This is a genomic window from Marinococcus halophilus, assembly GCF_900166605.1.
Taxonomy (GTDB): domain Bacteria; phylum Bacillota; class Bacilli; order Bacillales; family Marinococcaceae; genus Marinococcus; species Marinococcus halophilus.
In genome coordinates, this window is the sequence record NZ_FVZD01000006.1 from 644,238 (window position 1) to 664,806 (window position 20,569).

22 protein-coding genes are annotated in these 20,569 nt (G+C 45.0%); 14 read left to right on the plus strand and 8 right to left on the minus strand.

Annotated elements, in window-relative coordinates; genetic code table 11:
• Positions 1 to 7: 7 nt before the first annotated feature.
• Positions 8 to 175 (plus strand): hypothetical protein, encoded by a 168-nt coding sequence (locus B5066_RS16725; RefSeq protein WP_179124082.1) that lies wholly within the window; start codon positions 8 to 10, stop codon positions 173 to 175.
• A gap of 26 nt (positions 176 to 201) precedes the next feature.
• Complete coding sequence (locus tag B5066_RS09420) at positions 202 to 1,251, plus strand: galactitol-1-phosphate 5-dehydrogenase (RefSeq protein WP_079475680.1); 1,050 nt, start codon at positions 202 to 204, stop codon at positions 1,249 to 1,251.
• A 54-nt stretch (positions 1,252 to 1,305) separates the two neighbouring features.
• Here the strand turns inward: B5066_RS09420 and B5066_RS16570 are convergent, their stop codons facing one another.
• Positions 1,306 to 2,196, minus strand: a complete 891-nt coding sequence (locus B5066_RS16570) for a universal stress protein (RefSeq protein ID WP_094908801.1) — start codon at positions 2,194 to 2,196, stop codon at positions 1,306 to 1,308.
• Between the two features lie 260 nt (positions 2,197 to 2,456).
• On the opposite strand from B5066_RS16570, the gene B5066_RS09430 reads away from it, so the two are divergent.
• Positions 2,457 to 3,344 carry a universal stress protein gene (locus tag B5066_RS09430; RefSeq protein WP_079475681.1) on the plus strand — a complete coding sequence of 296 codons (888 nt, stop codon included), beginning with the start codon at positions 2,457 to 2,459 and terminating at the stop codon, positions 3,342 to 3,344.
• A gap of 114 nt (positions 3,345 to 3,458) precedes the next feature.
• Here B5066_RS09430 and B5066_RS09435 read toward each other — a convergent pair whose 3' ends face one another.
• Together B5066_RS09435 and B5066_RS09440 are read right to left on the minus strand one after the other, a co-directional pair.
• A complete protein-coding gene (locus tag B5066_RS09435; protein WP_079475682.1) occupies positions 3,459 to 4,751 on the minus strand; it encodes an acetamidase/formamidase family protein in 1,293 nt (430 codons plus the stop codon).
• A 123-nt stretch (positions 4,752 to 4,874) separates the two neighbouring features.
• Positions 4,875 to 6,434: a BCCT family transporter gene (locus tag B5066_RS09440; protein WP_079475683.1), complete on the minus strand. Its 1,560-nt coding sequence runs from the start codon at positions 6,432 to 6,434 to the stop codon at positions 4,875 to 4,877.
• 341 nt (positions 6,435 to 6,775) lie between these two features.
• On the opposite strand from B5066_RS09440, the gene B5066_RS09450 reads away from it, so the two are divergent.
• The 7 genes from B5066_RS09450 to B5066_RS09480 all read left to right on the plus strand — a co-directional run bounded on the left by B5066_RS09450 (position 6,776) and on the right by B5066_RS09480 (position 12,625).
• Positions 6,776 to 6,973, plus strand: a complete 198-nt coding sequence (locus tag B5066_RS09450) for a hypothetical protein (protein ID WP_079475685.1) — start codon at positions 6,776 to 6,778, stop codon at positions 6,971 to 6,973.
• A gap of 161 nt (positions 6,974 to 7,134) precedes the next feature.
• Positions 7,135 to 7,533 carry a VOC family protein gene (locus tag B5066_RS09455; protein WP_079475686.1) on the plus strand — a complete coding sequence of 133 codons (399 nt, stop codon included), beginning with the start codon at positions 7,135 to 7,137 and terminating at the stop codon, positions 7,531 to 7,533.
• A gap of 201 nt (positions 7,534 to 7,734) precedes the next feature.
• Positions 7,735 to 8,676: an alpha/beta hydrolase gene (locus B5066_RS09460; RefSeq protein ID WP_079475687.1), complete on the plus strand. Its 942-nt coding sequence runs from the start codon at positions 7,735 to 7,737 to the stop codon at positions 8,674 to 8,676.
• Positions 8,677 to 8,854: 178 nt separating this feature from the next.
• The gene (locus B5066_RS09465) at positions 8,855 to 9,229 is read left to right on the plus strand and encodes a hypothetical protein (RefSeq protein WP_143745420.1); all 375 of its coding nucleotides are present in this window, start codon (positions 8,855 to 8,857) and stop codon (positions 9,227 to 9,229) included.
• Positions 9,230 to 9,279: 50 nt separating this feature from the next.
• Positions 9,280 to 10,344 carry a hypothetical protein gene (locus tag B5066_RS09470; protein ID WP_079475689.1) on the plus strand — a complete coding sequence of 355 codons (1,065 nt, stop codon included), beginning with the start codon at positions 9,280 to 9,282 and terminating at the stop codon, positions 10,342 to 10,344.
• 167 nt (positions 10,345 to 10,511) lie between these two features.
• Entirely contained in the window at positions 10,512 to 11,684 is a 1,173-nt protein-coding gene (locus tag B5066_RS09475) for an iron-containing alcohol dehydrogenase (protein ID WP_079475690.1), read from the plus strand.
• Between the two features lie 101 nt (positions 11,685 to 11,785).
• Entirely contained in the window at positions 11,786 to 12,625 is an 840-nt protein-coding gene (locus B5066_RS09480) for a formate/nitrite transporter family protein (RefSeq protein ID WP_079475691.1), read from the plus strand.
• Positions 12,626 to 12,665: 40 nt separating this feature from the next.
• Here B5066_RS09480 and brnQ read toward each other — a convergent pair whose 3' ends face one another.
• Positions 12,666 to 13,991: a branched-chain amino acid transport system II carrier protein gene (gene brnQ / locus B5066_RS09485; protein WP_079475692.1), complete on the minus strand. Its 1,326-nt coding sequence runs from the start codon at positions 13,989 to 13,991 to the stop codon at positions 12,666 to 12,668.
• Positions 13,992 to 14,357: 366 nt separating this feature from the next.
• Between brnQ and B5066_RS09490 the strand changes: the two genes are divergently transcribed.
• Positions 14,358 to 14,606: a hypothetical protein gene (locus tag B5066_RS09490; RefSeq protein WP_079475693.1), complete on the plus strand. Its 249-nt coding sequence runs from the start codon at positions 14,358 to 14,360 to the stop codon at positions 14,604 to 14,606.
• A gap of 142 nt (positions 14,607 to 14,748) precedes the next feature.
• Positions 14,749 to 14,895 carry a hypothetical protein gene (locus B5066_RS16730; protein WP_158219185.1) on the plus strand — a complete coding sequence of 49 codons (147 nt, stop codon included), beginning with the start codon at positions 14,749 to 14,751 and terminating at the stop codon, positions 14,893 to 14,895.
• Between the two features lie 154 nt (positions 14,896 to 15,049).
• On the opposite strand, the gene B5066_RS09495 is transcribed toward B5066_RS16730, so the two are convergent.
• Positions 15,050 to 15,919 carry a DMT family transporter gene (locus B5066_RS09495; RefSeq protein ID WP_079475694.1) on the minus strand — a complete coding sequence of 290 codons (870 nt, stop codon included), beginning with the start codon at positions 15,917 to 15,919 and terminating at the stop codon, positions 15,050 to 15,052.
• 85 nt (positions 15,920 to 16,004) lie between these two features.
• Positions 16,005 to 16,997 (minus strand): YeiH family protein, encoded by a 993-nt coding sequence (locus tag B5066_RS09500; RefSeq protein ID WP_079475695.1) that lies wholly within the window; start codon positions 16,995 to 16,997, stop codon positions 16,005 to 16,007.
• A 109-nt stretch (positions 16,998 to 17,106) separates the two neighbouring features.
• Between B5066_RS09500 and B5066_RS09505 the strand changes: the two genes are divergently transcribed.
• Positions 17,107 to 17,976 carry a LysR family transcriptional regulator gene (locus tag B5066_RS09505; RefSeq protein WP_079475696.1) on the plus strand — a complete coding sequence of 290 codons (870 nt, stop codon included), beginning with the start codon at positions 17,107 to 17,109 and terminating at the stop codon, positions 17,974 to 17,976.
• Between the two features lie 141 nt (positions 17,977 to 18,117).
• Positions 18,118 to 18,762: a FusB/FusC family EF-G-binding protein gene (locus B5066_RS09510; RefSeq protein ID WP_233133431.1), complete on the plus strand. Its 645-nt coding sequence runs from the start codon at positions 18,118 to 18,120 to the stop codon at positions 18,760 to 18,762.
• Between the two features lie 46 nt (positions 18,763 to 18,808).
• On the opposite strand, the gene B5066_RS09515 is transcribed toward B5066_RS09510, so the two are convergent.
• Entirely contained in the window at positions 18,809 to 19,708 is a 900-nt protein-coding gene (locus B5066_RS09515; RefSeq protein ID WP_079475697.1) for a helix-turn-helix domain-containing protein, read from the minus strand.
• Positions 19,709 to 20,022: 314 nt separating this feature from the next.
• Positions 20,023 to 20,544, minus strand: a complete 522-nt coding sequence (locus B5066_RS09520; RefSeq protein WP_079475698.1) for a gamma carbonic anhydrase — start codon at positions 20,542 to 20,544, stop codon at positions 20,023 to 20,025.
• Between the last annotated feature and the right edge of the window lie 25 nt (positions 20,545 to 20,569).

Below are 20,569 nucleotides of genomic sequence, written 5' to 3' on the forward strand. Positions count from 1 at the left end.
GAGCACCATGACAGAATTAATGCTTGATTTTATGCTGGGCCCAATGCGTGTAATCGGAGAGTTCTATTTTGACCATCAAATGATTTTTAATCCACTCATTGTCGGAGCAGCGTTGATTAAAATATTGTTTGGAAAGAAAAAGGCAAAAAATGAACCAGCCAATTCAGAATCGTAATATTGTTACTTTGAAGGGAGAAAAACATGAAAAGTCTTAAACTATACGGACAGCAGGACCTCCGATTCGAAGAGGCTTCAAAGCCGGTAATTGAAAATGCTGATGATGTTATTATTAAGATAAAAGCTGCAGGTCTTTGCGGCTCCGACATTTCCCGCTACAAAAAGCTGGGCCCGTACATGGAAGGAATGGTTTTCGGTCATGAATTTGCAGGGGAGGTCACAGAGACCGGCCCCGGGGTATCGCAGATACGCATCGGGGACCGCGTGGCCGGATGCCCAACGTTTCGGTGCGGGAAGTGTCTGAGCTGTCAGAAAGGGGAGCTGTCACGATGTGAAAACCTAACCGTCATCGGCGCCCGCCACCCGGGGTCCTATGCAGAATACGTCAAGCTGCCGGCTGAAAATGTTCTGCCTCTGCCTGAGAACGTGAATTATGACACAGCTGCCCTCGTAGAACCCGCCTCTGTGGTGGCTCATGGATTTTACCGTACAAGCATTCAGCCTGGGGCGGAAGTGGCCATAATGGGATGCGGAAGCATTGGCCTTCTGGCTGTCCAGTGGGCGAAGATATTCGGGGCGAAGAAAGTGTATGCGATTGATATCGATGATGTTAAGCTGCAAACCGCGAGGGAAGTCGGCGCGGACGTGTTGATTAATTCGAGTCAGCGCCCGGCCCATGAACAGGTAGAGGAGCATACGGGCGGATACGGGGTGGATCTTGCAGTAGAATCTGCAGGAGCGCCTGCAACATCCGCCCAGGTGCTTGCCCTTCCCAAAAAGGGCGGTGAAGTCGTGTTTATGGGGATTCCATACGCGGACGTAATGATTGAACGTTTTTATTTTGAACGCATCGTGCGTAATGAGCTAAGAATACTAGGCTCCTGGAACGCTGTATCGTCTCCGTTCCCTGGAAAAGAATGGGCATCTGCCCTTCACTATATGAGCACCGGCCAAATTAATGTAGAGCCGATGATCTCCCACACCCCGGGTCTTTCGCAAGGACCGGAAACCTTCAATGATTTAATTAACGGAAAAGGAAACTATGTAAAAGTCGTTTTTCATCCGGAAAAATAGTAAATTAAATAAAAGCGAGGCCTCCCCCTGCCTCGGGGGCAAGCCTCGCTTATTTTATTCTTCCTCTTCCAAGAGACGGGCAAGCAAAACGTCACAGTCGGCGCGGTGTACGATCCCCTCCGAAACGCTTCCGAGGAAAAACCGCTCTGTCGTATTCAGGCCGGAGGCGCCAACGACAATAAGGTCGGCTTTGTATTTTTTAGCCAGGTCTTCTGCAATAACCACCTTTGGGGCTCCGTGGTGAAGCTCTGCTTCTACATGTTCCAAGCCGGCATTCAGCGCTTTTTCCCGGTATTCTTCAAGCATCTTTTCAGAATAACTTTCCATTTCGATAAAAAGGCCGGTATCATGCTGCTCCATGGAAGTGAGCACGACTGAGTCAATAACGTGCGTGATCAGAACAGCTGCATTTTCTTCAATTGCCAGAGCTATTCCTTTGTCAAAAGCATGGGCCGCTTCTTTAGAACCATCAATAGCAATAATGATCCTTTTATAATCGCTGCCTGCGTCCTTGTTTCGGACGACAAGAACGTCGCATCTGGCGTTTCGCACAATGCCTGTGGATACACTTCCCATAATGAACCTGCCTACCGTGCCTGCTCCGGAGGCTCCGGTAATAATCAGATCTGTCCCGTACTCCGGAGTGAGTTCTTTGGTAATAATGGTTTTTGGAGCACCAGTTTCCATTACCGTCTGGACATCCACGCCGGAGCCTTCCGCTTCTGCTTTGTATAAGTTTAATAATACCTTGCCCTGTTCTCCCGCCGTTTCCATAATAGTTGGTATATACTGAACCAGGCGGTTTAGCGTTCTATACTCTACAACATGGGCGACCGTCAGCCGGCTCTGATGTTTTTTCGCCAGTGACAGGCCGCGGCGGAACGCCTGCATAGACTCGTCCGAACTGTCTACAGCAATGAGAATATTCTGGTAATGTCTGATCATAGTAACGCCTCGCTTTCTTGAACAAAATAGAGTTCCGAGTACGAAATGACCTAAAACAAAAGCGCAATGATTCTCTCTATATGTTTATTATGAAACAAATAGACGAAGAACACCACTGTATAATTTGGCAAAAAAGTACAATGGGAACATGGAAGATAATGCTATAATAAAAGAAGAACTACATTAACCGGGGTTATGAAGGCGAAAGAATCTGCTTTATTAATTCCCGGTAGGACGACGATGGATAGGGGGCAGGCAAAATGGAAAAAAGGTATAATCGTATTTTAGTAGCAACGGACGGCTCGGTGGAGGCTGGCTTTGCATTGAAAAAAGGTATTTCGCTCGCAAAGGCCTACGATTGTTCATTAGGTATCTGCTATATTATCGATTATAACCATTACAGCCAGGCTCGGCTTCACACTACGGATTTACTGCAGGCCTCCAAAGAAAAAGGGGAAGAGATCATCTCCGCCTGCAGACAGGAGGCCGAAGAAGCAGGAGTCACGGACGTAACCGTGTTTCTGGAAAACGGTTCTCCAAAAACTACTATTCCCAAGGATATCGCAAAAAGGTTTAAAGCGGATTTAATTCTTTGCGGGGCTTCAGGGATAGGCACATTTGAAAGGTTTATTGTGGGAAGCGTTTCCGCAGGGATCGTACGGAATGCGGAATGTGATACCTGGGTGGTCAGAAATAAACGGGATATTGAAAAATACAATAACATTTTAATTGCAATAGATGACTCGGAAATGTCAGCTAATGCTTTCCGTGCGGGGCTTGCAATGGCAGAGGAAGAAGAGGCGAAGGCGATAGTTGCCCATGTTATTCACACACCGCTTATTTCGTCAGTAGAGCAGTCGAGAGGCAACGTCACTGAAATATTTAAGAAAAACGGAAGAAATTTGCTTGAAATTTATCGTGAACTGGCATTAAAAAGCAATGTTCCCAACGTGTCATTCACTTTGGAGTACGGATCGCCTAAAATGGTTATTCCCAAGGACGCTGCAGAAAAATTCGAAGCCGACCTAATTGTTTCCGGTGCCTCGGGAGTGAGCAGTGCAGAACGGCTCCTGCTTGGAAGCGTCGGGGAAAGCATCGTCCGCAGAGCGGAATGCGACGTTCTTGTTGTTAGAAATGAACACATTTAATGTTCTTTTACAACTCCAACTCGCCTGAAAAGTGGACCTGTAACGCAAGATCCCCGGCTGGACGACAGCCGGGGTTCTTAATGGCGGTTGCTGTTTAGCAATAAAGTGATGCTTTTACTGGTAGTTGTTTTTTACCGTATGAAGAAGCCCGGCTTTTTCAAGAAGCGGTCCCGGAGCTAAAAAGGTAACAGTAACTACGCCGGGATGTCTTCCAATCTCAATAGAGCCTGTAATGGTCGCCCTGTTCATAATTTCCGGAACAGTGACGTCCAATGCTTCAGCTGCCCGTGCCATCCCATTTTCGGTTGCTTCATTCAGGCTTGCGCCGCTGCCAATGAAAGACACTGGATAAGCTTCTTCGAGCTCCGTGATCCCCCACTGCCGGGCAAGTTCGAGGGCGTCCTTTTTTTCCTGATCGCTAAAAGGCTTTGCCGTGTAGGGAAGATCTTCAACCAGAGGAAGCAGCACGGGGCCGTCTAGTTTCACTTCTTTTAACACATTGGCCTGAAGGTGCACGATGCCGGAAACATCGGCAGTATGCCCGGCAATTTCCCCATCTCCCTGCATAGCATGCATATCACCAAGGTATATGCCTCCTCCGGGAACTTTTACCGGACAGATTAATAAAGCTCCTGCACGGACACGGCTGATATCAAGGTGGCCATCTGTACGTTCTTCCAATTGTTCTTTAGTAATAGCGTATGCATGAGGAGCCTCGATTAATGCCTGCCCGAAGTCTCCAGCATTATGGGAATCAGGCAGAGCGCGTGATGGAATGGTGCCAAGCTGGCCCAGAAAAGGCCTGGTTCTTGCTGCTGCACCGATAATGTCATGGGGAGCAAAGGTCACTACTGGATTTTGAATCGAATTTTCAGGAGTATTCATATAATTTTTCCCGTCTTTGGCAATTTTTTCGGCTGCTTTCTGTGGAAGCGTGAGACCGATCGATTTGCTGTCATTAAAAGCCATGGTATAGGCGTTTGTAAATACAAACGGAGTGATATCCTCACCGCAGTTGGCACATCGGACCGCTTCCTGGCCAATACCTTTAATTACTGTTTTTGGATGCATTTGCCCGCAGCCCGGGCACTGCACAGCTACAAATGGATCACCGATAAACCGGCCGTCTACCGTTTTATCATTGCCGGAGGCTGTGGCCTGGGAGGTGATTTCAATAGACTTGATACGGATAGCAACAGCATCTCCGACTTCTGCTCCCTCGACATAGACCGGCTTTGTTACTTCATGTCCGCCACGCAGGGCAGGGGTGATCATCGGCCCCCAGCATCCGGGAGCCGTATTGGCAACAATCTGTCCGCCATCTTTAACCTTATACTCCATTTCAATTTCCGGATCGAGCATGCCATCTGTAAAGGTGTTAACATACACGGTTTGCTTGGCTTCCATATCCATTCCTCCCTATGTTAGAATATTTTAACTTTAACACGGGAAAGGAAGTTCGCCCAGTCAAGGCATGTAATCGTTATGTAAAAAGCCGGGCACCCTTTAGGAGTACCCGGTTAATCTTTTTTATTCTCTTACATTGTGAATCCATGCTTTGTCCTGATCCATCATTTTCTTCGCCGCCGCAATCGTCAGGAACTGGATGACGATTATTGGCAGCCCCATCAGGCCTGAAAGAACTTCGAGCGGAGGAAGGCCTCCAATTCTCATTAAGATCAAAGCGAGCGTGGTAATGATGACAGCGACCACAATACGCAGGAATTTAGAAGGTTCGTTTTTACTCATATTTTCGGTGCTTGCATATGCTGAAATAGTATACGTCGTAGAATCAAGTGTCGTAGTTAAGAAGATCAACGCGACAACCATAAAGATGATCAATGCAAGACCAGAGAGCGGCAGCGTAGTTAAAATTGCCGGTATAGCTGCCATATTCCCCTGGTTTTCCACGATGCTCAGTACGTCAAGGTTCCCGTTTAAAAACCTGTCTACGCCGAGTCCGCCGAGAACTCCTGTAGCTACCCAGGAGATAATTGTTGGTGCCGCCAGGTACGTCATAATCATTTCTTTTACAGTACGCCCCCGGGAGATTTTCGCGGCGAATACGCTGTGCAGCATCGCCCATGTAGCGTTATAAGCGAACCAGAATACGGTATTGCTCTTTATATAGCTGCCCTCGCCGGAAGAAAGAGCTTCAGTGTAAAAGGAAATGTTAATATAGTTGGTCATAAGAAAGCCGAGACTGCCGGTGAAATAATTCAAAATAAATATCCCGGGGCCGGCTATCATAATAAATAGAGCGAAAATCCCCGCCAGGTACATGTTAAACGTACTAAGGCGTTTGATGCCCCTTTCAATCCCGAGATAGGCGCTTAGGGAAAACATGAATACCCAAACGAGCGTTACGGCCAGCGTAAGGCCAAAGCTTATTTCTATGCCAAGCAGCTCTGCCAGATTGTTAGTAATAATCGGGGAGCCGAGCCCGAGTGTCACGGCAGCGCCTGCAAGAATACTGATCAGGAAAATAACATCTAAGAACTTACCGCCAAGCCCGTCAGTAAACCGATCACCAAAAAGCACGCGGCACGCTTCAGAAATACGCATTAACGGTCGCTTACGCACATGAAGAATGTAGGCCATTGCCGGGGCCGCCATAACGAAAATAGCAAATGTCTGAAAGCTCCAAAGGAACATGCTGTAAGAGTTTCCCCACATAAGGGCCTGGGTGGAACCGGCTTCCACCCCGGTTGGAGGATCGCTTGCTACGGAGGTCCACTGCACCATTCCGGTACGCATAATAGTGGAGCCGAGCCCCATAGCAATCAGGATCGACGCATATTCAAATAATGAAAAACGCGGTTTTTCCAACGGGTCCCCCAATACAACTTTTCCGTATTTGGAAAAAGAAAAATAAAGCCCGGCAGCAAGGAGTATTAAGCCATACCAGAGATATCCCCATGTAAATACTTCCACAATGGAATCGAAAATCCCATTTAAAACTTCCATGCTTCGTGTTTCGTACAAAGCAAGCGGTATACAGATTGCAATGATGATTAAAAGTGCCGGAACAAAAATCCGGTAATCAATCAGCTTTAATTTTGACTGCTGATCATTATTCTGTTCACTCATTGATATCCCCCTTTTTATTTTGTCTTTTCATGATGGCTGTGAAAATTAAGGAATGCAGAAAACAAATAAATCACAATAAATCCATATGAAAAATATCAATAATCCTCTTCTTCCTCAAAAAACAGCTGAATAAACTAAAGCATGAATGTTATTTACCCATTTACATTTAAAAATAACAATCAAAAAAAAAACAGCAGCGCCGGGACGAACGCTGCTGAAAAAATTATATTTAAATTGATCCCAAAAGAAAAAGCAGAGCAGTTACGCACGAAGTATTTATTACAACGAGAAGCACCTTCCGCCATCTTTTATAAAATACTTGTTCATAGTAAAAATAATGAATGACAAACACACTGACAAAAGAAACATATACAGGAACATGGAGCATTCCTGCAAGCGCAAAGAAGCACCCGGCCGACAGCAGCAGTGCCGGGAATTCCACCGTCGCTGCCGCTATCAGCCACGGCAGATTCATCTTTGTATTCACGGTCATCATCCGTTCTGATTATTTTTATTTTATTGTAAAGCAGGAAGCGTAAAAGGAGGATAGGGCCATATATATAATTTTTTTACTGGAGAGTCCGGTGCAGTCGGCAGTTGATGAAAAAGTAAAGCATTTCTAAGTCTGCAGTCCTGCTTTAAAGACTCCTATCAGGGGAATATAAATAAGAAGAAATCAAAATAAAAGGAGCGAATATCCATGGCGTCCATTAAACCTTTTCTTATGTTTCAGGGAAACGCAGAAGAAGCACTTAATTATTATGCAAGCCTGCTTGACGAGGCAAAAATTGTGAGTCTGAGCCGGTACGGTCCGCATGAATCCGGTGATGAGGGAGACGTTATGCAGGCAGTGCTATCCCTGCAGGGACAGGAGTTCATATGCATGGACAGCAACGTAAAGCATGATTTTACCTTTACGCCTTCTTTTTCGTTGTTTGTCAACTGTGACTCTGACCAGGAGATTGAGTACTTGTACAATCACCTTTCTGATGGTGGTAAAAAGCTGATGGCCTTAAAGGATTACGGGTTCAGCAAACGCTTCGCCTGGATCCAGGATAAATTTAATGTTTCGTGGCAGCTGAATTTGCCCTCTAATTAATAGTCCCTGGTTTCATTTAAAATTATTCGGATGAAAGCCCTCTATTCTGTTTTTCATTTATTAATTGTAGATAGATACAGGACCCGTTATAATAGTAATAATCGAATGAATCAATAATCTTGCCATTTTTTGAAAGCGCATACAATTAATGTTTATTATAATACAGCTTACGTTACCAGCAGAAAGCAGGAGATTCGAAAAATGAAGGAAAAAATTCAGAGTGAATTGCATGCGGTATTGGATGAGCTGTCGGAAATGAAATTTTCTACCCGGGAAGAAATCAGAAATAGTCGTGCTTTAACCAAGCAGGCGTTTAAAGGAGAAACTCCTATCAGCCGCAGTAAAGTAAGAGTCACAGATAAACACATCCCGGGCCAGGAAGAGGGGCAGAACATACGCATTCGTATATACGAGCCGGTGATGCCGGTGAAAACAATCTCTCCGGGCTTGTACTGGATTCATGGAGGCGGCTATTTGAGCGGCACGCCGGAGATGAATGATGACTTGTGCGAAAGGTTTGTACTTGAGGCAGGGTGTGTGGTTATATCTATAGCCTACCGGCTAGCGCCGGAACATCCATTTCCAGCCGGGGTAGAGGACTGCTATACAGGACTTAAATGGGTGTCGGATCATGCCGGGGAGCTTGGCCTGGACCCGGAAAGAATCGGAGTAGCCGGGCACAGCGCCGGCGGTGGCCTGACAGCAGCTGTATGCTTGATGGCAAGAGACAGGGGCGGGCCGAAAATAGCTTTCCAAATGCCCCTGTGCCCGATGTTAGATTATCGAAATATTACTACTTCAAGTCAGGAAATTACGGATACAAGAGTATGGAACTATTACTCGAATCAGGCAGCCTGGGAGGCTTATCTGGCTGGTCAAACCGAAGATGTTTCCGTCTATGCTTCTCCCGCTTCAGCAGAAGATTTTACCGGGCTTCCGGCTGCTTATACTATGGTAGGGGGAGCAGACCCATTTCGGGATGAAACGATCGAATATATCTCGAGGCTAAGCCAGGCTGGTGTGCATGCAGAATTTCATCTGTATCCGGGATGCTTTCATGGATTTGAAGGCATTGCCCCGCAGGCAGAAGTCAGTCAGCGGGCAGTTAGAGGATATATAGATGCTTTAAAGAGAAACCTATGAGCAATCTGTATTTTATAAACACTCCAGGCAAGGCCCCCTGAAATTCCAAGGGGGCTTTGTTGTGCATGCAGCATCTTATAATAACGACTGTAATCTCACCTTTAAAATTAGTTCCTTTGTAGAAGGTTAAAATAGGGTTGTAAAGGTAATGATACAACTAACGAAAGAAAACAGATAAATGGAAAGGACAATCCGGCGCGGTGAAAAAACACTCATCTATAAGGAGAGGTTAATCGTGTTAGTTCTTCCTGGACGAATAGTAAATATCCGTATCCCATTAGACGGTCAGGCTTCAGGAGAAAAAGAGGATGGAAAATACACCTTTGGGTTTCAATTTCCACAATGGCAGGGTAAAGGACGGTATGCTAACGGGGTGAAGAAACGGGCACGCATGATTTTTTATGCAAAAGATGAAGAGGGCCGATTAATATTTCAATATCCCATCACAGAAATTCAGCGGCAGGATCATTGCGTAATTTCTACAAGGTATGAAAAGCGTATTCCAGGAGAATTCCAAAAAGAAATCCGGCAGATTATTATCCATTTTGTCTAATAAAAACAATAATATATTCTCGAGCGGGAGAAGTGAAAAGAGGGATTGCATTGGCTAAAAAGGAACAATCATCAGAGGAGCAGGCAAATGTTGTCATCACGAATGAGGACGGAGAAGATGAAGAAGTAGATCTTTATATGATGAGCGTAAAAGATATTAAGGCTCTCGCCGAAGAGAGCGGTCTCGAATTATCTTCTACTAAAAAACAAGACATGATTAATGAAATCATGAACGAAGTAGAAAGTGAAGATAACGAAGAAGATCAAGGCTCAGAGGACGAAGAAAGCGAAAGAGCCCAGGACCAGAAAGAAGAAAATGACGAAGAGCTTCCTGAACAAGAGGAACAGGAAGAGCCGAGCAGCGAAGATGACGAAGAGGATTCCTCATTAGAAGAAGCGGAAGAACAGGCAAACGTTGTTATTACAAATGAAGATGGCGAAGATGAAGAAATTGATTTATATATGCAGAGTATAGAAGATATTCAGGCTCTTGCTGAAGAGAGCGGCCTTAAGCTCTCTTCAACAGATAAAAAAGGAATGATCGATGAAATAATGGCCGAGGTTGAGAGCGGTGGTGACGGAGAAGCGCCCCAGGAAAATATAGACGGGGACTCTGAAAAACAAGAGCAGGAAACAGCAGGCGGTGAGGAAGATACGGATGAAGATTCTTCAGAAGCAGACAATAGTGAAGAAGAAACCTCAGATGAAGAAGAACAGGAAGAGCCTGCTGCAGAAGACGAGCAAGCAGAAGACAAAGAAGACGCAGACTCTTCGCAGGAGCAGAAGAGTTCGTCAGAAGACCATGAAGAGGAAACAGAAGAAAACAGTGGTGAAGTGGAACAGAAAGAACCAGCAGCCGAAGAAGACACAGCAGAAGAAGGGTATTCGTTTATTTCCGAAGAAGCAACCAGCCAGCTCCTCGAAGATGTAAAGCATTCACTGATCGACGAATTAAAAGGTGATTTATATGAAGACGTTAAGCAGGAACTCGTCCAACAGCTGCGTAATGAGCTGGCCGGTGATTCTGAAAGTGATCTGTTGAATGAAATTAAGTCCGAGGTTATGGAAAGCGTTAAAAAAGACTTAAACAGCGCACTTGCAAAAGATGAATCATAAAAAAAGGCCCGCCCGGGTCTTTTTTTTATGCTTGTACTCGGGGAGAGATCTCTTCGATGTTTAATATGCCCGGCTAAAAGGAAAAGCTTAAATTGTAGTTAAAATAGATGTTCATTAATCATACCAGACATCTTCGTTTAGCTTAAAACAACAGGGAGGCTTAACTAATGAGCAGATTTACGATTCCAAGAGACATCTATTTTGAAGATAATGCGCTTGAAGTGCTGCGTACATTTGAAGGAAAAAAAGCCACGCTCGTTATTGGCGGCGGCTCAGTGAAAAAGAACGGTAATTTAACCCGCATCCAGGAGCATCTTGCTGCAGCAGGAATTGAAACTGAAGTTCTGGAAGGGTATAATACTGAACCAACTGCAAAAATGGTCAAAGAAGGAGCAGAAGAAATGCGTTCCTTTGCACCTGACTGGATTGTAGGCATCGGTGGTGGTTCCGCAATGGACGCTGCTAAAGCGATGTGGCTTTTTTATGAGCATCCTGAGCTTTCCTTTGAGGATGCAACGAAGCCTTTTGAATTGCCTCGTCTCCGCCAAAAGGCGAAATTTGCCGGCATTCCTACGACAAGCGGCAGCGGTTCTGAAGTGTCCAACCTTTCAGTAGTGGCGGACGAAACAACAAACGTCAAGTATCCACTTGCAGACTTTGGTCTGACACCGGACATTGCTATTATTGACCCGGTCATGGTGGAAGATCTGCCGAAGCATATTGCCGCTTACACCGGTATGGATGCTTTCACCCATACTATCGAATCATATGTAGCTAAGCCGCGTACGTTATATACTAACATTCTTGCTCTCGGCGGAGCCGAAGTGATTAAAGATAATTTGAAAGCATCGTATAACGGCGACCATGAAGCCGGAAAGCAGATGCACAGCATTCAGGCGATGGCCGGGATGGCGTTTGCGAATGCGGTACTTGGCAATGTGCATAGTCTTGCCCATAAAAGCGGTCCTACGTTTGATATTCCCCACGGCTATGCTAATGCAATTTATCTCCCGTATGTCATTGAGTTCAACCGTGCAGTGGTAGAAGACCGCTATGCAGAAATTGCGCGTCGCCTGCATTTAAAAGGGCAGACAGACAAAGAATTGACAGATTCGCTTGTAGAGTATATTTTTGAACTCAACAAAGATTTAGGACTAGCTGTTACGCTTGAAGAATACGGTGTTCCTGAAAAGGATTTCGAAGAGCATCTGGATACCATGGCTCAAAATGCACTAAGCGATCCGTGTACCGGCACCAATCCACGGGAAACATCCTTCGAACAGATGAAGGACTTGTTTAAGGCTTCGTATTACGGAAAAGAAGCTCTGGTAAAAGGCTGAGTATAAAAGGAAAAAAGGTGAACCGGAAACCCCGATTGCTTCGGGGTTTTTTCCTTTGGTACTGATCCTGTAGCAGAGATTAGGAGAAGGAGAGATGTGTTATGCCGAAAGAACAAAAGCTCGGGGCAGCCGACCGGCAGTATAAAGAACCTCCCGAGGTGGTACAGTCGTTTGGGGAAAATGGGCGTAACCACTTAAGTAAGGAATTCAAAGCACAATTTCTGCTGGCTATACTGGCGGGATCATTTATGACCTTCGGAGCTGTTTTTTCGATTCTCCTTGCAACAGGCGTAGAAGCGAAAGGGCTATACTATCTATTGTCAGGGCTTGGTTTTACAGCGGCTTATGTCATGGTATTTCTATCTGGCGCTGTATTATTTACAGAGATCAATATTCTGCTGCCAAGCTACTTGTTTCGAAAGCCCAGCGTCTATTTTATGCCGATTGTAAGGTTCTGGCTTGCTACCTATATCGGCAATATTGTTGGCGCTCTGTTTGTCGGGGTCATCATTCAGCTGTCCGGCTCCTTGACGCCCGAGTTTTACGGGGAGCTGCAAGTATATTTGTCGGATAAAATGAAATTTAAAGAGGCCGGCGGCATCGGATGGTTCCAGGTCGTGTTATCCGGCATTCTGGCGAACTGGTTAATCGGCATGGCCTCGTTTCTGACTACAGCTGCGAGAGATGTTACAGGAAAAGTAGTCGCAACCGCTCTTCCGGTCATTTTATTTGTGGCCGGCAATTTTCAGCACAGCGCTGCGAATATGGGATACTTCAGCATGGGCGTATTTGCAGATACCCAGTATGCCTGGTATGAATACCTGCTATTTAATTTAATCCCTGCAAGCATAGGTAATTTAATCGGCGGTGCTCTCCTTGTTTCTCTATTATTCTTATTTGCCTACCGGGAAGAGCTTCGCGACGGCGACAGTATTGAATAAAAAAACTGCTCCTGAAAAGGGGCAGCTTTTTTTATGGAATTCACTTTTCGTTAAAAGAAGCTTTCTGAGAAGAACTGGAGGACATAAGTCTGTCGAGCAGGTATCCGACAGCAGCTCCGATAAGTGCTGGTAACGCCCAGCCAAGCCCCTGCTCAAAAAATGGAGCGGTCTGAAGAATGCCTGTAACAGCTGGGGCAGAGATGCCGACGTTAGAAAGTCCCTCGTAGAGGGCAAATATTCCTGTGAAAATCATAGACAGCTGATACATCAGAGAGCCCTCCCCGATAAGTGGACGAAGAAGCGAAAGCACAATAAGCACAATAGCGAGTGGATAGATGAATACAAGTAAAGGCACCGCAATGCTCAAAATCAAGGACAATCCTAAATTAGTCACCATCATGCCGATGATGATGAAAAGCACGACAAAGGATTTGTAGGCTATTCGAGGCATAACGCTGTGAAAAAACTCGGAGCATGCCGTTATCAGCCCAACACAGGTGGTCAGGCAGGCAAGGAAAACAATTACGCCAAAAAACAAGCTGCCGGAAGGACCAAACAGCATGGCTGCGGCGGGTTCAAGAACGCCGGCCCCGTCAGAAATGCCTTCCTGCTGAAACATCCGGGAACCAATCCAGCCAAGCGAAATATAAACAACAGAAAGCCCAAGGCCAGCTACTATAGTAGCTGCAGTGGCGCCGGTCATCAGCTCGCGCTTAGAGGAAGCCCCCTGGGCACGCAGGCTGTTAACAATAACCATCCCAAAGGCAAGCGCTCCAAGAGCATCCATTGTCAAATATCCCTCAAGAAAGCCTCCGATAAAAGGTGAACTGGTATAAGGAGCATCAACCGTAGTGGGCTCTGCATCGAAAATAAAAAAAGCCCGAACAAACAAAATGGCTAAAGTTCCAAATAAAATAGGTGTGAGCCATTGACCGAGACGGTCCACAATCTTTTCAGGATTTAAGCTCAGCAACAGCGTGAGCAAGAAAAAAATCACAGAAAAAAGCAAAAGCGTCCACCAGGTGCCAACCCCTGCTGCGGGAACAAAGCCAATTTCATAGGCAACGTTTGCGGCTCTTGGAATACCGTACAATGCGCCGATAGATAAATAAATCAGCACTGCAAACAACAGTCCGAACACTGGATGGACTCTGCTTCCGATGCTGATAAGCCCGTGGCGTGCCTGGACAACAGCCAGAATGGCAAGAATCGGAAGGAGCACTCCTGTAAATAGAAAACCAAGGATGGCGGGAGTGAAATTGCTTCCCGCAGAATAGCCGAGAAATGGTGGGAAAATTAAATTGCCCGCTCCAAAAAATAAAGAAAACAGCATAAAACCGATAAACAGAATGCGCGACTTTTTCATACCAGCACCTCCTACACGTAAATAATGGCAGAACACAACGCAAAAAACCCGTTTCCAAAAAGGAAACGAGTCAAATTCTTAAGAGAGTCTTTAGAGCTTTATGTCATACAGGACTATCTTGTGAGAAATTGACTATATATACTGAATCGCACTATGTAACGTTAATAATCATTCTATAATGTAACGCGGATTTGCCTGGAAGTAAACCGTAATCATGCAGGAAGACAGGAAAATTATTGTAAGCGGATACCTGGGCTGAGAACAAAAAAGCAAAAGAAAAATCCGGATTTTTAATTATTTCAAGTGTATATAATGTATAATAGGGTATAAATGCATAGGTCCAATATCATTTGGGAGGAAAAAACTATGGGGAAGGGCATGGACTGGGTTAAAAACCATCGGTTTTGTTCTACAGTTGAAGAGCATAATGATATTGTCATTTTAGAAGTTCCTTATACAGCAAGTCATGAGCAATGGGAGGAAATACAGGAAATCATCAGCATTCTCCATGATCACGGTTATGTTGAAGGGCAGACAAAACGTATTGATCAGCTGCAGATTGAGCTTGTCGGTTTTAAAATCCCCTGGAGCCAGCAACGGACGAATTCGGGTTAAAAAATAACAAAAATAACCATTTGATGTATAAAAGATTAAAGAAATTACGTTTACGTTACAAGTGTATAATAAAACACAAAAATTACAATTGGGTTGATACGATGGTATTTAATTAATAATTTGGAGAAAAGAGGTCTGCAATTTGCGTAACCCAATTGTGTTGATGATGGTGATGGGGCTTTCTATGATTTATGTAATTGTGCCGTTTATGAATATTGAGCAAATGCCGACCATGTTAACAAATGTACAGCATATTATGAAATCCATCACTTCCATCAGTTTTTTATAATGCATACGACGTTCAGAGCCCCCCCCCAGTTTATCTGTGGGCTTCTTTTATAAGAAAAGAAACGCTGGATGATGAAGGTAACAAATATCAAAAGAAAGCCATGACTACACTATTTTTTCACATAAAAAGCAGCCCCGCTTTGGGAGCTGCTTTTTTAGGCAGATTGGCGAACACTAAATGCTGTAATGGAAAGAAGAATGATAGCAATACCGGCCGCCTGAATGATAGTCAAACTGTCCCCAAGAAGGACTACCCCAAACAACGAAGCGGTCACAGGCTCTGCCATAGCAACCATTGAAGCAGTGACCGGAGTGGTTCGCTTTATACCGATAATATAAAGGACGAAGGATATACCGGCCCCCACGAGTCCGAGCAGCAAAAACCATCCGACATCACTGGAAGCCAGCACAGAAGCCGCTTCCTGCCGGTCAATAAATAGTAAAAGAAGCACGCAGAAAATGAAGAAAGCGATGGTTAATATAGTTTCAGGCCTGCCGGCTGCAGAGGCATATTTGAACCCGAAAATAAATAACGCGTAGGAAAGACCGGCCCCGAGGCCGGCAGCGGCTCCTGCAAGCGTAACGGTAGAACCTCCAGTATCATAAGCACCGGTCAAAAGAAAAATCCCGACCAGCACTACTGCGATACAGCCCCATTTGAAAAAAGTAGAAGCTTCCTGTCGGAGAAAAAAAGAAATTAGAAAGACAAAAATGGGGGCGGTATACATTAGTGTAGCCGCAATCGCTACACTAGAGGCCTCAATACTCAGGAAATAAAAGGTGAAATTGCCGGCAACGCCTGCCCCGGCGAGCCCCGCCCATACGAATAAGCGGACAGTGGGAGAACCGGTCTTGCGCAGACGGAGCAGAAACCATGCAAAAATGCAGACAAAGCCTACTGCCCCCCGGTAAAAGGAAATGACCAACGGGCTCCAGCCCTTATGTAAAAGAATATCGGCCAGCCCGCCTGAAATGCCCCAAAGCATCGCGGCCAATACTACTAAAATTGTGCCTGAAAATTTCATTGTCGGCCTCCGTGCTAGTTAGTGTGAACAATAATGTTTACCCTGAAGGCATCTGTCTCAAACAGCTTCTGCAGTGCCGTCCGGATTAAAGTAACACTTCAATGAGAAAGTAGCCGAAAAAGGACAACAGCAGCGAGCCGGAAACGGCAACGATAAATATCTTTAAATTAACTGTCTTAAAAAAAGCAGCAGGCATTTGCATACCCAGTCCAGCCATGGCCATACCGAGAAGAATATAAGAAGCAGATACCATAAAGGCAGCCGTGGACGCGCTGAGCAAATGAAAGGTGTTAGCCAGACTCATTGCTAAAAAGCCAAAAATAAACCAGGGGACTGGGAGCTTACGGAGGCTTTCCTTTTCTTTACGGCCATGAAGCAATGCAATCACAAGAGCTGCCGGGATAAGAAGAGCCACCCTCGTTAGTTTGATCACAAGTGCGTTGTTTTCCGAAACGGCGCCCCCGGCTTCGGATGCTGCTACTGCATGAGCGATTTCGTGAAGAGTGCCTCCAGATAAGATGCCGTATTCATATGCGTTCATCCCAAGGAACGGAAACAAAAGAGTATAGGAAACAGAAAAAACAGTACCGATCAAGGCAATAATAGCGATGCTTGCTGTCGTTGTTTTTTGCTCTGCTTTAACAATTGGTGCAATGGCCGCGATAGCAGAGGCTCCGCAGATTGCTGTTCCACAGGCAGTTAACAGACTTAGCGTTTTATCGATTCTGAGGGCCGCGGCGGCAAAATAAATGAAAAGAAGGGTAATAAGTAAGCCTGAAGCAGCGATGAAAAAAGCGTTGAACCCTGCATCATAAATGTCCCCCAAATGAAGACGCGCGCCGAGAAAAATAATACCGAGCCGCAGCAGGAATCTGCTCGAAAAAGTAATGCCCGGTAATGCCCTTTCAGGTATGCCGGCGGTAGTCCGCCAAAGTATGCCTACAAGTATTGCGATAACCAAAGCACCCATTGCTGAGAATGGGGCAGTTTCAGCTAGTGCGCTGCTGAGCACCGCAGCAATAAACGTAAAAATAACTCCGTACAATAACATGGGAATGGAAGAAATAAATTTTTTCATCCGCCTTCAACTCCTAATCAGTACTGCTATTGTACTTCGGGCCTTTTTATTATAAAAACAAATATATATAATGTAATTAATTAATATTTTTAATAAACAGGAGGTCCGAATGCATATTGACGAATTAAAAACGTTTTTGACAGTGGTAGAGGAAAAAAACTTCACAAAAGCCTCTGAGGTCCTCTCCCTTTCTCAGCCAACTGTAAGCGTGCATATAAAAAACCTTGAAAAAGAATTCCTGGCCCCCCTGTTTCAGCGGACGACAAAGTCGTTAATGCTCACAAGAGAAGGGGAGGTTTTTTTAGACCATGCCCGTCAATTGATGAGCACGTACAACCGTATGAAAGAAGCAGTATACACGATGCACGAAGAAGTGAGCGGCACTATTCATATTGGTGCCAGCTTTACGATCGGGGAATACGTTCTTCCTGAACTGATGGCCAGAATGCAGGAGGAATACGAAGAGATTCATTTTGAAGTAACGATTGCCAATACAGAAGAAATTATTCAGCTTGTCCGCGCACTTAAGGTCGATATCGGACTGGTGGAAGGACATAGCGGAGCTGCTGACATTACGTTGACACCGTTCCAGGCTGACCGCCTGGGAGTAGTGAAAAATACTTCCACCCCTTTTTATCCTGTAACCCTTGAAGCGCTGCAGGACCAGAAGTGGGTCGTGCGTGAGAAAGGGTCAGGCACAAGGGAATCGTTTGATTATGTAATGAACGTAAATGGCATCCGTGTACGTTCACTCCTTGTGATCAGCAGCACGCAGGGAGTAAAGGAAGCTGTGAAAAATGGGCTGGGGTTGTCCTTATTATCAGAAGCAGCGATCTCGGAAGAACAAAAACATAATACGCTTGAGCTTTTATCTATTGAAGGCATCGATGCCAGCAGGTTTTTTTCCTACGTGTTGCCAAAGAGAGCGGCACGAACAAAAAATGTACAGTTTGTGATTCGTTCTCTGACAGAAAATTAGTAGAGCCGGATCTCGTTTGTCCGTTTTCTAACGTTTTTTACTAAAATTGATTTATTGTATACTAATATCGCTATTCACAGTCAGAGTCTGGCAGTTCGGAAAAAGAGAGGAAGCTTATTAACTGAAATGAGGAATGGATGAATGAGCCAAATGGAACCATTTTTGCGCAACGATCAGTTTAATTTTATCAAAGAGCATGTATGGAAATTTGCTCATGCGCATGCCACAGTGAAAGACGCTGATGTGATCCATGCATTAAAATACAGTGCTTTTGATCAAATTATCAATACCTTCTATTCTATGAATGAAGAACAGGAAGAGCTGTTAAAAAAGATTCTATATGTAGAGGACAGCAGTCAGGCAGAGCAGATACTGACTGAACTGAAAGCGTATGTGATTTCGTTTCCTGCTGTTACGGCTGAACGGATTAAAAAACTTTTCCCGAAAGTAAAGAAATTGACGATGCCGCCTTTGGAAGAGAAGAATCTAAGAAATATATCGTATCTGGGGTGGAATGATGTCCGCTCTGAACGAAAATATATTATTACGACAGATCAAAGAAGGCTGACCGGGGTGTTTGGAACTTTTCGAAGCTCTCCTGGTAAAGGGATCTGTACAATCTGTAACAAACACGAAGAAACAGGTCTTTTTATGGCTGTAGTAAAGGCCGGGAAAGAAACGTACACGAGCCGCGGCAATTATATATGCCAGGACAGCAGCAGGTGTAATCAAAATATTACAGACATCCGCCAGCTTGAAACATTTATGTATCACCTGAAAAAATGAATAACATGAAAGCCGGGAAGATTCTTACCTTTCCCGGCTTTCATTGTTATTGGAGCGTATGCAGATGGATGATACCGTCTTTTTTATAGTCGTTGATTTCCTGGCGGATGTGATCTGCAAGGCCAATCTGCTTCATAGTATCAAACATGGAACAGGCCTGGCCCCAATCCTGAAGAGCTGAGTCATCGAATCCGAGCACCAGAAGGTTTTGGCCCCTTTGGTACAGCAGCTCTCCAAACACGTAGCTGTTCTGCAGGTCAATGCAGCGGTCGATGCCCCTGGTACACCAATCAATGGACTGCTGGTAGGCTCCCTGGTAGGTTAGTGCTTTTGTTAACGTATATATCAGCTTTAATTCAATAGACTTGTTCTCCGGGTTCATCAGGTCCTGATGGTCCTGTAGAGCTTTTCGGCATATGTCAGCGGCTTTTTTATATTCGTGTTCGAGGTTATAAATAATAGCCATAGCATTAGTGATTTCGCCCTTGCGTTCCGTATAGATTCCTTTATGGTAAGCATCGAGGGCAGCAGAAGCCAGCTCGAGGGCCCGGGTAGGATCGTTGTCGATTTCGTAAGCGCAGATGGCTTCATGCCAGAGCATATACTGCTCGTAATAGCCGATTTTAAAAATGGGATTATTCTGCTCTTTGGAAAGCAGCTCCCGCATCGAAGCATAATCATGCTCGAAGCGGTAGGTTTCAAGCATACTAAATACAGAACGAACGTAGTCGCTCCGCTCGGTTAACGCTTCTTCAAAAAAGTAATACATGTTGGCTCCCAGCCGTTCGGCAATATAAAACATTGTGCTCGCATACGGAACAATCGTGCCTTTTTCAATTTTACTGATCTGCGCCTGGGTACAAATATCCTTGGCAAGTTCTTTTTGTGTATAGCCCCGGTATTTTCTTAATTCCTGTATCTTACGGCCCACTCTTGAAAAATCCATCAATATAGCCCTCTCCCTGTCTCTCAAATATTCCTATAGTTATTTTACGGGAAGAAATCGGGAGAAAAAAGAGGAAAGTCTTAGGAAAATAATCGATTTTGGTCCCGGAAGCGAAAAACACTCTTTTTGTAGTTCGAATATACTAAAACGAGCATATAATAAAGAGGTGAAGAAATGAAAAAGACAGGTGTATGGTGCGCTGTGTTAGCATTATTAATGGCATTAACAGTACCGGTTCAGCAGATAACGCCCGTTACAGGTGAAATCATAACAAGAGATCTCCCGCACCAGTATTAAAGAATAAGCCGCTGACATCACTGATGCCGGCGGCTTATCTCTTTATACTGTTTTGCTTTCTCAACGTACTCGGTCCGAATGCGCTCCATATCCTCTTTGTCCTCGGCTGTAAGCTCCCGGACAACCTTGGCCGGGCGCCCAAAAGCGAGCGTGCCGGATGGAATTTTTTTACCAGGAGGCACAAGGCTGCCGGCACCAATAAAAGCGCCTTCTCCAATTTCCGCTCCATCAAGTATCGTAGAGCCCATACCGACCAAGGCTTTTTTTCGTATAATGGCAGAATGAAGCATCACCTGGTGCCCAACGGTAACGTCGTCCTCAATAATTAAAGGATGCTTTGGGCTTTGATGAAGCAGGCACTGATCCTGAATGTTGACTCTGCTGCCAATCAGTGTGGGAGCTACGTCCCCGCGAATGACAGTGTGAAACCAGATACTAGACTCTTCGCCAATCGTAACGTCGCCTGTAATGATCGTGAAGTCTGCTAAAAAAACGGTGGAAGCAATGGAAGGGTACTGATTATTATACGGATAAATCATAAAAAACCACTCTTTCCGAAATTTA